We start from the raw sequence: 13,506 nt of genomic DNA, 5'->3' as shown, positions 1-13,506 counted from the left end.
CCCGGCGGGCCGGTGCGGGGGTCAGGCCGGGTAGCGGTGCTTGGCGGTGAGCCCCTCCAGGACCGGGACGAGGTCGTGCGGGCTCGGCAGGGCGGCGGACTGCTCGGACACCCGCGCGGCGCCCTCCCGGAAGGCCGGGTCCTCCAGGACCCGCCGCAGCTCGGAGCGGAGCAGCTCGCCGGTCAGCCCGTCGGCGTCGGCGACGTAGCGGCCGGCGCCCTGCTCCTCCAGCCCGGAGGCCATCGCCACCGGCCCCCACCACTTCTCGCTCCAGTACACGTTGGGCACGATCAGCTGCGGGACGGCGTGTTCGACGGCGGCCGCGAAGGCCCCCGCCCCGCCGCTGTGGATGACGGCCGCGCAGGTGGGCATGAGGTCGTTGAGCGGGACGAAGTCGACCACCCGCACGTTGTCGGGAACGCTGAGCCCCGGCGGGAGTTGACCGGGGGCGAGGGTCGCGACCACCTCGACGTCGAGGTCCGCGATGGCGTCGAAGACCTCGCGCGGCGAGGCGGACACCCCGTGGCCGCGGCCCTCCCGGTGCGCCAGTCCGAGGGTGAAGCAGACCCGCCGCCGCTCCGGGCGCCGGTACACCCAGGACGGCGTGGCGCTCGGGCCGTTGAACGGGACGTGCCGCATCGGGACGTACGGGATCCCGGCCGGGCGCCAGACCCAGGTGGGCATCGGGAAGACCGTCCACTGCCCGAGGACCGCCTCCTCGTCGAACTCCACGCCGAACCGGCCGAACACCGGCTCCAGCCATTCCCGCAGCGGATCGACGCCGTCCCAGTCGGAGCCCTGCGCCCGCCACTGCGCGCGGCAGGCCGTGCGCAGCTGGCCGAGCCCGTCCGCACCGAACAGCATGCGGGCGTGCGCCGCCCCGACCCGGCGGGCGGCGGGCGCGCCCGAGAGGACGAAGGTGTCGGAGACGACGAGGTCGGGGCGCCACAGCTCGGCGAACGCGACCAGGTCGTCGAAGGACGAGTCGGGGTTGAACAGCGTCCGCCAGCCGGCCGCGTTGGAGGCCAGCTCGGCGGTCGGGTCGCCGAGGGGGTAGTCGCTCTGGTGCGACTTCCGGCCCCCGGCCGGCGCCGCCGGGGCGCGCTCCGGCTCCGACCGCGCCATCAGGTCGCCGAGGTCGACCTCCTCGCCGATCGGCACGGGCGTGAGCCCGGTGCGGACGACGTCCTCGGTCAGGCGGGGCGAGCAGGCGACCCGGACCTCGTGGCCGGCCGTGCGCAGCGCCCAGGCGAGCGGCGTCTGCACGTAGAGGTGCGAGCGGAACGGTGCGGTGACGAACAGTACGCGCAACGGGCCCTCCGAGCTCGGACGAATCCCGGTGATTCTGGCACCGCGGCGGACGACCGCACTTCTCGCGGAGTGCTGTGTTCGGGGCGGCGGGGGCGGCGGACGGTCGGGCCGGCCGGGAACAGCACGATCGAGGAAGCCCCCGCCCGCCGGGCCTCCTAGCATCGGCAGCCATGGATGACAGGTACGCCCCCAGCGCACTGTGGGAATACAACAACTCCGTCAAGGTGACCGAGCAGGGCGTGGCCGAGCTCGGATCCTTCAAGTCCGAGCCGGTGAACTTCAAGCTCGCCCTCTGGGATCCGCAGGTCAACGGCGTTCGCTACCTCAAGGCGCTCATCTTCGAACTCGCCACGCGGCTCACGCCGGAGAACCGGTCCCGCCTGCGCCGGATCCGCGGCCGCGAACTCGGCTCGCCCATCACCGTGACCCACGACGGCGACCGGGTCTGCATGGACTACCTGCTCGCCGTCCACGAACTGGACTTCATCTCCCGCCACCTCCCGCTGGACGGCGCCCGCGTCCTGGAGATCGGCGCCGGCTACGGCCGGACCTGCCACGCGATCTTCGCCAACCACCGCGTCGAGGAGTACTGCATCGTCGACCTGGCCCGCGTGCTCTCGCTGTCGCGGGCGTACCTCGGCAGGGTGCTCGCCCCCGAGGACTTCGCGCGCGTCAGGTTCGTCCCGGTCGACGACACGGACGACCTGGACCGGGCCCTCGGGGAGAGCCGCTTCGAACTCTGCCTCAACATCGACTCGTTCGCGGAGATGCCGCCCGGGACGGTGCTCAACTACCTCGACCTGGTCGACCGCCGGTGCGCGGCGCTCTACGTGAACAACCCGGTCGGCAAGTACCTGGAGAAGGAGCTGGACAACCACGCCCAGGGCGAGGAGGTCGTCCGGATGGCCCTGGCGACCGGGCTGCTGCGGGACGTCCTCGACATCCACGACAGCCGCGCCGTCGAGGCGCTGGCGCCGAAGTTCCTCTCGTCCTACCGCCCCGGGCCGCACTGGGAGACCGTCGCCGACGGCGGGGCCGTCCCGTGGAGCTACTACTGGCAGGCCCTGTACCGGCGGCCCGGTGCGGGCCCCGACGCGGGCGCCGGCCCGGCGTGAGCGGCCCCGTCGCGGCGGCGCGCCGCCCCCGCGTCACCGTGCTGGGCGCCTCGGGCTTCGTCGGCTCCGTCGTCCTCGGGGCGCTCGCCCAACGGCCGCTCCGGCTGCGCGCGGTGGCCCGGGGGGCGGTCGCCGTGCCGCCCGCCGGGCGGGCCGAGGTCGAGGTGGTCGCCGCCGACGTGACGGACCCCGAGGCCCTCCGGGCCGCCGTCGCCGGGTCCGACGCGGTCGTCCACCTGGTCTCGCACCGCGCGGGGTGGCGCGGCACCGGCCAGCCCGAGGAGGCCCTGGGGCGGACCAACGCCGGCGTGATGAGCTCGCTCCTGCCGGCCCTCCGGCAGGAGCGCGCACGGCGCGGCGGCGCCCCCGTGGTCGTCCTGTTCGCCGGTTCGACCTCGCAGGCCGGGCCGGACGCGCCGATCCCGGTCGACGAGTCCGCGCCGGACGCCCCGGCCAGCCCGTACGACCGCCAGAAGGCGGCGGCGGAACGGGAGTTGCTGGCCGCCACGGCCGAGGGCGCGGTGCGCGGCGCCTGTCTGCGGCTGCCGACGGTCTACGGCCGCGGCGCACCGGCGGGGCGGGGCGACCGGGGGGTGCTGGCGACGATGGTGCGCCGCGCCCTGGCCGGGGAGCCGCTGACGATGTGGCACGACGGCTCCGTGCGGCGCGACCTGCTCCACGTCGACGACACCGGGCGGGCCTTCCTGGCCGCCCTGGACCGGCCCGACGCGGTCGCCGGCCGGCACTGGGTGCTCGGCACCGGGCACGGGGAGCCGCTCGGGCGGGTCTTCCGGGCGATCGCCGACGGCGTCGCGGTGCGGACCGGCCGTCCCGCCGTGCCGGTGGTCTCCGTCCCCCCGCCGGAGCACGCGCTGCCGACCGACCTGCGGAGCACCGTCGCCGACTCCTCGCGGTTCCGCGCCGCGACCGGATGGCGCCCGCTGATCCCGCTGGACGCCGGACTCGCCGACCTGATCGCCAACCTCGCGGACCTCGCGGACCTGTGACCGCCCGGACCGGCATCCGCACGCCCCACCGCCCCGGCGCCGCCCACCGCGCCGCTCGCGGGCGGGTCTTTTGCCCGGAACCCCTTGACAGGTATAGACCACTCCGCTTGAGTCTGGGGCAGCCCCGCACCGGCCCGCACCCCGGTCGGCCCGTCCCCCACGACGTGCCCCCACCCCGCGGGGCCCGGCTCCCCTGCCCCGACGTCCCTACCTCCACGACCGTGCGGCCCCACACCGCACAAGGGGTGATCAAGTGTCCACGAAACGCCTGCTCGCACTGCTCTCCGCCGTCGCCACGGCGCTGACGGTGCTCCTGCTGCTGCCCGCGACCAACGCCAGCGCCGCCGTCTGCGCCACGCCCTGGAGCTCCTCGGCCGTCTACACCGGCGGCGCCGCCGTCTCCTACAACGGCCACAACTGGCTCGCCAAGTGGTGGACCCAGAACGAACCGCCCAGCACCGGCGGCTCCGGCGTCTGGTCCGACCAGGGCGGCTGCGGCACCGGCCCGAGCCCGACCGCCACGCCGACGTCCACCGGTACCCCGAACCCGGGCGGATTCCCGGTCAGCCAGGCCCAGTTCAACCAGATGTTCCCGAACCGGAACGCCTTCTACACCTACCAGGGCCTGATCGACGCCCTCGCCGCCTACCCCGCCTTCGCGGCCACCGGCAGCGACACCGTCCGCAGGCAGGAGGCCGCGGCCTTCCTGGCCAACGTCAACCACGAGACCGGCGCCCTGGTCTACGTGGTCGAGCAGAACACCGCCAACTACCCCCACTACTGCGACACCTCGCAGCCGTACGGCTGCCCGGCCGGGCAGGCCGCGTACTACGGGCGCGGCCCGATCCAGCTGAGCTGGAACTTCAACTACAAGGCGGCCGGCGACGCCCTCGGCATCGACCTGCTGCACAACCCCAACCTGGTGCAGACCGACCCGGCCGTCGCCTGGAAGACCGCGCTCTGGTACTGGAACACCCAGAACGGGCCGGGCACCATGACCCCGCACAACGCGATCGTCAACGGCTACGGCTTCGGCGAGACGATCCGCAGCATCAACGGCACGCTGGAGTGCAACGGCGGCAACCCCGCGCAGGTGCAGAGCCGGATCGACGCCTACCAGCGCTTCACCCAGCTCCTCGGCACCGTGCCGGGCGACCACCTGGGCTGCTGAACCCGCACGGGCCCTCCGCGGTACGTCACCGCGGAGGGCCTCGGCGCCGCCGTCGCGCGCCCCGGTCCCGGTGGTCCCGCCCGGGGCCTCAGCCGGTGGCGCCCCCGTCCTCCTCCCGGACCGGGTCGGGCATGGTCCAGCGGTCGGCGCGGCGGGGGTGGAGGTAGGCGTAGTAGTAGGCGTAGCCGACGGCCGTCATCCCGACCGCGATGGCGATCGGGCGCCAGTCGGCCCGCACCGACTCGTAGCCGACGTAGAGCATGATCGCGACGACGCCCAGCGGGACGTACGGCCAGCCGTGCATCCGGTAGGGGGCCGTGGCGGTGGTCCCCCTGATCCGGCCGGACAGCGCCGACAGCGCGACCAGGACGTAGACCACGACCAGGGTCGAGCCGGTGGCCAGGATCAGCGTGTCGAGCGAGACGAGCCAGCCGACCAGCAGCGTGGCCACGCCCATGGTCAGGGTCGCCGCGAGGGGCGTGCGCAGCCGGGGGTGGACGGAGGCGAGCGGGGCGCCGACCCGGTCGGGCCAAGCCCGGTCGCGGGCCGAGGAGAAGAGCAGCCGTCCGCTCTGCAGCATGATCGCGATGACCGCGTTGACGACGGCGACCGCGATGCCCAGGCTGACCACCGTGTTGACGGTGGAGCCGGCCCGCTCCAGCAGGAAGTAGCTCATCGGCGAGGCCGCCGACATCAGTCCGCTCATGCTCGGCGTGCCCAGCAGCACCCCGACCAGCGGCAGGCACTCGGCGGCGACGGTGATCCCCAGCGACCAGAGCACCACCCGGCCGATCGAGGACGCCCGCCTGGTCTCCTCCGCGAAGTACACGGCGGTGCCGTAGCCGTTGTAGGCGAAGATCGCGGTGGTCGTGAACGAGGCGACCAGCCCCCAGGACGCCCCGACCAGCACGTCGCCGCCGGCGCCGCCGAGCGCCTGCGGGGTCCACAGCACCGAGACCGGCTGGTCGACGTGGACGAAGCCGAGCACGGCCAGCACCGCGACCGCCGCCAGCTCCAGGAGCAGGAAGACCCCGGTGACCCAGGCGTTGGTGCGGATGTCGAGCACCGCGACCAGCGAGGCCAGCGCGATCACCGCCAGCCCGGTCCCCTTCCCGTCCAGCGCGCTCCAGAGCACGCCCAGGTAGCTGCCGGTGCCGAGGGCGATGACGGCGGTGACCAGCACCCCGCCGAGCAGGCTGAGCGCGAACAGCGCGAACCCGGTGGACCGGCCGAGGGTGCGCGCCGCGAAGGCGTACTCGCCCCCAGTGACCGGGAAGGCGCTGGACAGCTCCGCGTAGCAGAGCGCCATCAGCACGCCGACCGCCGCCGCGAGGGCGAAGGCCACGGCCGCCGCGCCGCCGAGGCCCCGGATCACCGCCGGCATCACGATGAACACGCTGGAGGCCGGGGTCACCGAGGAGAGGGTGATCAGCATGTTCTCGCGCAGGCTGAGCGAGCGGGAGAGGTCCTGGGCGTAGCCGGCCGACGGCGCGGAGCCCGAGGCGGCGGGGCCGGTGGCGGCGGTAGCGGGGTCGGTGGCGGCGGGGTCGGTGGCGCGGGGATCGGCCATCGTGCTCCTTCCGAGTCCATGAAACTTCGTCGGAGTTCTTTGGCACAGAAGTCAAAGTTCTGCGATAGTTCCACGTCAAGAGGTACGACGTGATCCGACATCAGTGACAAGGAATGCGATGGCCCGAGCAAAGAACCAGGCCGCCCGCCGCGAACAGCTGGTCCTCGCGGCCACCGAGGCCGTCGGACGGCACGGCCTGGCGCAGCTGCGCGTCGCCGACATCGCGGACGCCGCCGGCGTCGCCCGGGGGTCGGTCAGCTACTACTTCAGCGACATCGGCGAGCTGCTCCAGCAGGTCTACCAGCGCGCCGCCGACCGCTTCTTCACCAGCCGCAGCGCCGTCGCGGCCGGGCTGCCGGACGCCCGCGACAAGCTCGTGGCCTGCGCCCGGCTCGGCCTCCCGGACGGCCCGGACGACGAACTCGCCCTGGTGCTGTATGAGTTCAGCTCGGCCACGCACGACAACCCGGTCTACTCCGCACTCGCGCAGAGCCTGTTCGACCGTCAGGTCGCCCTCTACGCGAGCATCCTGGAGATCGGCCGGGCCCAGGGCCACTTCGAGCCCACCGGGCCGGCCCTCGACCTCGCCGCCAACCTGGTCGTCCTGGAGGACGGCTACGGCCTGCACATCGTCTCCCGCAACGCCTCGCTCACGCCCGAGCGCTCGCTGGAGCTGCTGCTCGGCTACGCCCGGACGGCGACCGGCTGCCCGGACCTGCGCCCCGACCGGGCGGTGGACGGCCCGGCCGCGCGCCCCCGCGACTGACCTCCCGCGCCCCAGTCCCTGCCCCTGCCCCGCGAGGAAGGATCCACATGACCACGCTCTCCACCCCGTCCGGACGCCCCCGGGCCCGCGCCCTCGGCCTGCTCCTGGACGGCACCCCCGGCCCCGCCAACGCCCTGACCGACGTCCCCGGCGTGCGGATCGGCTACACCACGCTCGTCGAGGGCGAGCACGTCCGCACCGGCGTCACCGCGGTGCTCCCGCGCGGACGCGAGGGCGTGGGCACGCCGTGCGCGGCCGGCTGGTACGCGCTGAACGGCAACGGCGAGATGACCGGGACGACCTGGATCGAGGAGACCGGCGCGCTCAACGGCCCGGTCATGGTGACCAACACCCACGCCGTCGGCACCGTGCACCGGGGCGTCGTCGACTGGACCGCCGCCCACCGGCCCGACCTGGCTCGGCAGTGGCTGCTGCCGGTGGTCGCCGAGACCTGGGACGGCTACCTCAACGACATCAACGGACCGCACGTCCGCGCCGAGCACGCGATCGCCGCGATCGAGTCGGCGGCGGCCGGGCCGGTCGAGGAGGGCTGCGTCGGCGGCGGCACCGGGATGAACTGCTACGGCTTCAAGGGCGGTTCCGGCACCGCCAGCCGGGTCGTCCGCTACGGCTCCGCCGAGTACACCGTGGGCGCCTTCGTCCAGGCCAACTTCGGCGACCGGCGCGAACTCGTGGTCTGCGGCGTCCCGGTCGGGCGGGAGCTGTCGGCGGACAACCCGATGGAGGACGACGACTGGTTCGCCCCTGGCGGGGCCGGCTCGGTGATCGTCGTGATCGGCACGGACGCGCCGCTGCTGCCCGGCCAGTGCAAGGCGCTGGCCCGCCGGGTGCCGCTGGGCCTGGCCCGGACCGGCACCAGCGGGGGCCACTTCTCCGGCGACGTCTTCCTCGCCTTCTCCACCGCCAACCCGGGCGCGCTGGGCAGCTCCTTCCCCCGGGGCGAGCCCGGCGACACCGACTACGACACCCTGCGGTTCATCCCCTGGGGCCGGATCGACCCCTTCTACGAGGCCGTCGTCCAGGCCGTGGAGGAGGCGGTGCTGAACGCCCTGGTCACCGCCGAGGAGACGACCGGCCGCGACGGCCACCGCTCCCCCGCACTCCCCCACCAGCGGCTCCGCGAACTCCTCGCGGCGCGCGGCGCGTTGGCGGTGGCCGAGGACGGGACTCCGCCCGGCCCGGGCGCGGGGCCGCTGTCCGCGTAGCCGTGGCCGTGACCGCGGAAGTCGTCGCGGCGGCCCCGCACCGGCCTCCCGCACCCGGCCGTGCCGGTCCGCCGCCGGAAGGCCCCGGCGCCGTAAGGTCCTCTCCGGAAGACGAGGCCGACCGGTCACCCGGACCGGGGCGTCGGAAGGCGTCGGGCCGCGGGAAGATCGGGACGAAGGGCTGGCACGTCACATGCAACAGCGCAGTCTGCGGGACCTCCAGGTGTCGGCCATCGGCCTCGGCTGCATGGGGATGTCCGCCTTCTACGGCACCGCCGACCAGGACGAGGCCGTCGCGACCATCCGGCACGCCCTGGACCTCGGCATCACCTTCCTCGACACGGCGCAGGTCTACGGGCCGCTCACCAACGAGTCCCTGGTCGGCGAGGCCGTCCGGGGGCACCGTGACGAGTACGTGATCGCCACGAAGTTCAACTACCGCATGGACGGCGCCGTTCCGGGCGACATGTCGACCGTGGGCCGCCAGGACGGCTCGGCCGAGCACGTCCGCGGTTCCGTCCACGGTTCGCTCGCGCGGCTCGGCACCGACCGCATCGACCTGTACTACCAGCACCGGGTCGACCCGGAGGTGCCCATCGAGGAGACCGTCGGCGCGCTCGGCGAACTGGTCGCCGAGGGGAAGGTGCGGTACATCGGACTGAGCGAGGCGAGCGCCGAGACCATTCGCCGCGCCGACGCCGTCCACCCGGTGACCGCCGTCCAGAGCGAGTACTCGCTCTGGAGCCGGGACGTGGAGGCCGAGGTCCTCCCCACCTGCCGGGAGCTCGGGATCGGCTTCGTGCCGTACTCCCCGCTCGGCCGCGGCTTCCTCGCGGGCCGCTTCAGCTCCCCGGAGGAGCTCGACAAGGACGACTTCCGCCGCACCAACCCGCGCTTCACCGAGGCCAACCTGGCGGCCAACCTCCGGCTCGCCGGGAAGGTGAAGGAGATCGCCGCGGAGAAGCAGGTCACCCCGGCCCAGCTGGCGATCGCCTGGGTCCTGGCCCGCGGCGAGCACCTGGTGCCGATCCCGGGCACCAAGCGCCGCAGCTACCTGGAGCAGAACGCGGGCGCGGTCGACGTCGAGCTGACCGCCGAGGACCTGGCCCGCATCGAGGCCGAGCTGCCCGCGGTCGCGGGCGAGCGCTACGACGAGGACGGGATGCGGGCGGTCAACCGCTGAACGACCGCCGCTCCCGTCGCCGGACCCGGAGCCCGGCGACGACCAGGGGCGCGACTGCCGCTCCCCCCGGACCTCCGGGCCCGGGGGCGGCGGCGGGCGTGCGTCAGAAGTACCCCTCCCGCTTGCGGTCCTCCATCGCCGCCTCGGAGAGCCGGTCGTCCGCACGGGTGGCGCCGCGCTCCGTCGAACGGCAGGCCGCGAGTTCCGCGATGACCTGGGCCGGGGTCGTCGCGTCCGATTCGACGGCTCCGGTGCAGGACATGTCGCCGACCGTGCGGTAGCGGACCAGCCGGGTCTCCAGCCGCTCGCCCTCCCCCGGGCCGCCCCAGGCACCGGGCGTGAGCCACATGCCCGCGCGGGCGAACACCTCCCGCCGGTGGGCGTAGTAGAGCGCGGGGAGGCCGATGTCCTCGCGCTCGATGTACTGCCAGACGTCGAGCTCGGTCCAGTCGGACAGCGGGAAGACCCGGAGGTGTTCGCCGGGGCCGCACCGGGCGTTGTAGAGCCGCCAGAGCTCGGGGCGCTGGCGCCCCGGGTCCCAGCCGCCGGACCCGTCGCGGATCGAGAACACCCGCTCCTTGGCCCGGGCCCGGTCCTCGTCCCGGCGGGCCCCGCCGAACACCGCGTCGAACCCGTGCCGCTCGATCGCGGCCGTCAGCGGAACGCTCTGCAGCACGTTGCGGCTGCCGTCGGGCCGCTCCCGCAGCCGCCCGTCGTCGATGAACTCCTGGACGGAGACGACGTGCAGGCGCAGCCCGTGGGCGGCGACCAGGCTGTCCCGGTGGGCGAGGACCTCCGGGAAGTTGTGCCCGGTGTCGATGTGGAGCAGCGGGAAGGGCAGCGGCGCGGGGCCGAACGCCTTGCGCGCCAGGTGCAGCAGGACGATGGAGTCCTTGCCGCCGGAGAAGAGCAGCACGGGCCGCCCGCACTCGCCCACGGCCTCCCGGATGATCTGCACGGCGTCCGACTCCAGCAGGTCGAGCTGGGAGAGGCCGGGCGGGCCCGTGCCCGGTCCGTCGGCCGGAGCGCCGCCGGCCGTCACGGCGCGCACAGCCCCCGGTCGGTCAGGAGCGCGCGCAGCGCCCTGACCGACTCGGCCTCGCTCTGCCGGTCCGTGTCCAGCCTCAGGTCCGGCCGCTCCGGTTCCTCGTACGGGTCGTCCACCCCGGTCAGGCCGGTGAGCAGCCCCTCGCGCTGCCGCGCGTAGAGGCCCTTGACGTCGCGCCGGGCGCAGACCTCGACCGGCGCCGCGACGTGGACCTCCAGGTACGCCGTCCCCGACTTCTCGTGCCGCCTGCGCACCGCCTCGCGGGCCTGCTCGTACGGGGCGATGACCGGCACCAGCGTGAGGACGCCGTTGCGGGCGAGCAACTCGGCCACCAGGCCCACCCGCTGGACGTTGGTGTCCCGGTCGGCCCGAGAGAAGCCGAGGCCGGCCGAGAGCAGTCCGCGCATCTCGTCCCCGTCCAGCACCTCGATCCGGCGGGCCTCGGCCCGCAGTTGCGCGGCGAGGGCCCACGCGATCGTCGACTTGCCGGCGCTGGGCAGGCCGGTCAGCCAGACCGTGGCCCCGGGGAGGCCCTCGCGGGAGGCGACGGGGCGGGACGGATCGTTCACACCCGCTAGAACGAGGCCGGCGCCGTGACGACACGATGCCGGGCGGCTCCGTACCCCCACGGGGCTCCGCGTCGTTGGGTTCCCATGTGTGCGCATCCTCCTTCCAGCCGGTCCCCTCCGAGCGCTTCCAGCCGGTCCCGTCCGAGCGCGACGGCGGCCTCCCGCGCCCGCCGAAGGTCTTCGGCCTCGGTCTGACGCGCACGGGCACGCGCTCCCTGACCGCGGCCCTGGGCGTCCTGGGGTTCGACGTCGTCCACTACCCGGTCGACGGGGCCACCTACCGCACGCTGCTGGCCGGCAGCGCGCGGTTCCCGCTGCTCGAATCGCACGACGGCCTCACCGACATCACCGCCGTGCCGTACTACCAGGACCTCGACCTCGCCTGGCCGGGCAGCAGGTTCGTGCTGACCGTCCGCGAGGAGGAGAGCTGGCTGCGGTCCTGCCGGACGCACTGGGAACGGCCGCTGCCGGACCGGGGCGACGGCCGGGACGTCCGTCTCGAAAGCGACCTCCAGCGCTTCCTGCGGGCCGCGGTGTACGGCTGCCACGCGTTCCACGCGGAGCGGTTCCGCGGGGTGTACCGGCGGCATGTCGCCGAGGTGGCCCGGTACTTCGCGGACCGGGCCGACGACCTGCTCGTCCTCGACGTCGTCGGGGGCGAGGGGTACGAACGGCTCGCCCCCTTCCTCGGCGTGCCGGTCCCGGACGAGCCGTTTCCCCACCTCAACTAGCCAGGGATCCGGCCGGTACTCCGGTGAGAGTTCTCCCTCGGGCCCCGCTCACCAGGTCACGGGCAGTGACCGCATCCCGTAGATGAACGACTCGGTACGGAACTCGCGCTCGCCGGCCGGCCGCAGCCCCGGCAGCCGGCGGAACAGCGTCTCCAGGGCGATCTGGAGTTCGGCGCGGGCCAGCGGCTGGCCCAGGCACTGGTGCACGCCGAAGCCGAACGCCAGGTGCCGCCGGGCGTCCCGGTACACGTCCAGCTCGTCCGTCGCCCGGTGGCCGGCGCCGCCGAACGCCGCCTCGTCCCGGTTGGCGGTGGAGAGCATCGCCATCACGCCCTCCCCGGCCCGGACGGTGACGCCGCCCAGCTCCACGTCCTCCAGCGCCACCCGGGGCAGGCCGGTGTGCACGATGGTCAGCAGCCGCAACAGCTCCTCCACCGCGCCCGGCAGGGTGGCCGGGTCGGCCAGGCCGGGGATCTGCTCGGGGTGGTCCAGCAGCAGCGCGGTCGACAGCGCGATCATGTTCGCGGTCGTCTCGTGCCCGGCGACCAGCAGCAGCACGCCCATGGCGGCCACGTCGACCGGGGTCAGGTCGTCCCGCGCCGCGAGCCGGCTGAGGACGTCGTCCTCCGGCTGTGCGCGCTTGCGGGCCGTCAGGTCGCGCAGGTAGTCATGGACCTCCTCCTGGGCCTCCCGGAGCTGCTCCACGGTGCTCTCCCGGTTGAGCATCGTGCGGCTCAGGCGCTGGAAGCGGTCGTGGTCCTCGTACGGCACGCCGAGCAGCAGGCAGATCACCAGCGAGGGCACCGGCAGCGCGAAGTCGGTGACCAGGTCGGCCGTGGTCCGGCCCGCGGTCATCCGGTCCAGTGCCCCGTCCACGATCCGCTGGATCTCCGGGCGCAGCGTCTCCACCCGCTTGACCAGGAACTCCCCGGTGAGCATGCGGCGCTGGCGGGCGTGCTCGGGGTCGTCGAGCCGCAGGAAGTCCGGATTGTCGGTGATCAGCTCGCGAGCGCCGGCGATCAGCAGCGGGAAGGTCGGGTGGCGTATGTCGGCACTGAACCGGCGGTCGGACAGCACGGTGCGGACCTCGGCGATGCCGGTGACCAGCCAGCAGAGGTCGCCGTCGGGCAGCACGGCCCTGGTCACCGGCCCGGTGGCGGCGGCCTCGGGGTACGCGGGCGGCGGGCCGAACGGGCAGCCGCCGGAGTGCCGGGCCGGCAGTGGGAGGGCGGGGGTGGTGGGTGCGGTGGTCACGGCGGGGGTCTCCTCACGTCGCGGGTGTTCTCGTGGGGTTCGGGGCCCGGGAAGGTTCCCGGCGGCCTGCGGCGGGGGTCCGTCAGGCCCCGGTCCGCGCGGGCTCGTCCCCGGTGACGGTGATCGCCCGGCCCGGGCAGAGCTCGGAGGCGAGTCTGACGTCGTCGAACTGCTCGGGCAGCAGGACGGTCTGACGGAGCCTCACAAGACTGTCCCGTTCGTCCTGGTCGAAGACCGCGGGGGCGTTCGTCACGCACATGCCGGAGCTGCAGCAACGGTCCCGGTCGACGCTCACCTGCATGTCGGGCACCTTTCGCCAGGGCGGCGCCGGCTGCCCGGCGGCCGCCTCTCGTTGTCACGGTCAAACTAGCCGTCGCCGGTCCGCTTACGGACGGGTACGGTGGCCGGACCGAGAACGGCTGAATCGGCCCCTGTGCGTGAACCCCCATGGCCGCACAATGCGTTCAACCCGTGGTACTTCATCGGAAGAGTCGGCGGACCCGGCCGCGCGGACGGCCTCACAAGCCTTCGGCGGTGGCCAACTCCCGCACGGAG

The 13,506-nt window shown here is 74.1% G+C and carries 13 protein-coding genes; 7 read left to right on the top strand and 6 right to left on the bottom strand.

The annotated features are described in order from the left end of the window. Positions 1-21 precede the first annotated feature (21 nt). On the bottom strand, positions 22-1,311 hold the full coding sequence (locus ACFCY1_RS00460) for an activator-dependent family glycosyltransferase (RefSeq protein ID WP_375872983.1): 1,290 nt from the start codon (positions 1,309-1,311) through the stop codon (positions 22-24). Between the two features lie 170 nt (positions 1,312-1,481). Between ACFCY1_RS00460 and ACFCY1_RS00455 the strand changes: the two genes are divergently transcribed. From ACFCY1_RS00455 to ACFCY1_RS00445, 3 genes are all read left to right on the top strand, one after another. Next, positions 1,482-2,426 carry a putative sugar O-methyltransferase gene (locus ACFCY1_RS00455; protein WP_375872982.1) on the top strand — a complete coding sequence of 315 codons (945 nt, stop codon included), beginning with the start codon at positions 1,482-1,484 and terminating at the stop codon, positions 2,424-2,426. After that, positions 2,423-3,433, top strand: coding sequence for an NAD-dependent epimerase/dehydratase family protein (locus tag ACFCY1_RS00450; protein WP_375872981.1), 1,011 nt, complete (start codon positions 2,423-2,425; stop codon positions 3,431-3,433). The genes ACFCY1_RS00455 and ACFCY1_RS00450 overlap by 4 nt, the downstream gene beginning before the upstream one ends. Positions 3,434-3,686: 253 nt before the next feature. Continuing rightward, the gene (locus tag ACFCY1_RS00445; protein ID WP_375872980.1) at positions 3,687-4,604 is read left to right on the top strand and encodes a glycoside hydrolase family 19 protein; all 918 of its coding nucleotides are present in this window, start codon (positions 3,687-3,689) and stop codon (positions 4,602-4,604) included. Positions 4,605-4,692: 88 nt separating this feature from the next. Here ACFCY1_RS00445 and ACFCY1_RS00440 read toward each other — a convergent pair whose 3' ends face one another. Next, positions 4,693-6,174 (bottom strand): APC family permease, encoded by a 1,482-nt coding sequence (locus ACFCY1_RS00440; protein ID WP_375872979.1) that lies wholly within the window; start codon positions 6,172-6,174, stop codon positions 4,693-4,695. 118 nt (positions 6,175-6,292) lie between these two features. Between ACFCY1_RS00440 and ACFCY1_RS00435 the strand changes: the two genes are divergently transcribed. From ACFCY1_RS00435 to ACFCY1_RS00425, 3 genes are all read left to right on the top strand, one after another. Continuing rightward, a complete protein-coding gene (locus ACFCY1_RS00435; RefSeq protein ID WP_375872978.1) occupies positions 6,293-6,940 on the top strand; it encodes a TetR/AcrR family transcriptional regulator in 648 nt (215 codons plus the stop codon). A 47-nt stretch (positions 6,941-6,987) separates the two neighbouring features. Further along, on the top strand, positions 6,988-8,166 hold the full coding sequence (locus ACFCY1_RS00430; protein WP_375872977.1) for a P1 family peptidase: 1,179 nt from the start codon (positions 6,988-6,990) through the stop codon (positions 8,164-8,166). A 193-nt stretch (positions 8,167-8,359) separates the two neighbouring features. Next, positions 8,360-9,349 carry an aldo/keto reductase gene (locus tag ACFCY1_RS00425; RefSeq protein ID WP_375872976.1) on the top strand — a complete coding sequence of 330 codons (990 nt, stop codon included), beginning with the start codon at positions 8,360-8,362 and terminating at the stop codon, positions 9,347-9,349. 103 nt (positions 9,350-9,452) lie between these two features. On the opposite strand, the gene cysD is transcribed toward ACFCY1_RS00425, so the two are convergent. Together cysD and cysC are read right to left on the bottom strand one after the other, a co-directional pair. After that, on the bottom strand, positions 9,453-10,391 hold the full coding sequence (gene cysD, locus ACFCY1_RS00420; protein WP_375873139.1) for a sulfate adenylyltransferase subunit CysD: 939 nt from the start codon (positions 10,389-10,391) through the stop codon (positions 9,453-9,455). Then, on the bottom strand, positions 10,388-10,966 hold the full coding sequence (gene cysC / locus ACFCY1_RS00415) for an adenylyl-sulfate kinase (RefSeq protein ID WP_049653039.1): 579 nt from the start codon (positions 10,964-10,966) through the stop codon (positions 10,388-10,390). The genes cysD and cysC overlap by 4 nt, the downstream gene beginning before the upstream one ends. 86 nt (positions 10,967-11,052) lie before the next feature. Here cysC and ACFCY1_RS00410 point away from each other — a divergent pair, with 86 nt between their 5' ends. Continuing rightward, the gene (locus ACFCY1_RS00410; RefSeq protein WP_375872975.1) at positions 11,053-11,697 is read left to right on the top strand and encodes a sulfotransferase family protein; all 645 of its coding nucleotides are present in this window, start codon (positions 11,053-11,055) and stop codon (positions 11,695-11,697) included. 48 nt (positions 11,698-11,745) lie between these two features. Here ACFCY1_RS00410 and ACFCY1_RS00405 read toward each other — a convergent pair whose 3' ends face one another. Further along, positions 11,746-12,951 carry a cytochrome P450 gene (locus ACFCY1_RS00405; protein WP_375872974.1) on the bottom strand — a complete coding sequence of 402 codons (1,206 nt, stop codon included), beginning with the start codon at positions 12,949-12,951 and terminating at the stop codon, positions 11,746-11,748. 82 nt (positions 12,952-13,033) lie between these two features. Then, positions 13,034-13,252: a ferredoxin gene (locus ACFCY1_RS00400; RefSeq protein WP_049653036.1), complete on the bottom strand. Its 219-nt coding sequence runs from the start codon at positions 13,250-13,252 to the stop codon at positions 13,034-13,036. Positions 13,253-13,506 lie beyond the last annotated feature (254 nt).

This window comes from Kitasatospora sp. NPDC056273, assembly GCF_042268845.1.
GTDB lineage: Bacteria > Actinomycetota > Actinomycetes > Streptomycetales > Streptomycetaceae > Kitasatospora.
The sequence above is the reverse complement of the archived record's forward strand: the minus strand, read 5'-3'. Positions and strand labels throughout refer to the sequence as shown.

Bases quoted from the DNA above. Each gene is read 5' to 3' on its own strand.
- ACFCY1_RS00430 (WP_375872977.1), top strand. From the start codon at position 6,988: ATGACCACGCTCTCCACCCCGTCCGGACGCCCCCGGGCCCGCGCCCTC.
- ACFCY1_RS00440 (WP_375872979.1), bottom strand. From the start codon at position 6,174: ATGGCCGATCCCCGCGCCACCGACCCCGCCGCCACCGACCCCGCTACC.
- ACFCY1_RS00455 (WP_375872982.1), top strand. From the start codon at position 1,482: ATGGATGACAGGTACGCCCCCAGCGCACTGTGGGAATACAACAACTCC.
- ACFCY1_RS00435 (WP_375872978.1), top strand. From the start codon at position 6,293: ATGGCCCGAGCAAAGAACCAGGCCGCCCGCCGCGAACAGCTGGTCCTC.
- ACFCY1_RS00425 (WP_375872976.1), top strand. From the start codon at position 8,360: ATGCAACAGCGCAGTCTGCGGGACCTCCAGGTGTCGGCCATCGGCCTC.
- ACFCY1_RS00400 (WP_049653036.1), bottom strand. From the start codon at position 13,252: ATGCAGGTGAGCGTCGACCGGGACCGTTGCTGCAGCTCCGGCATGTGC.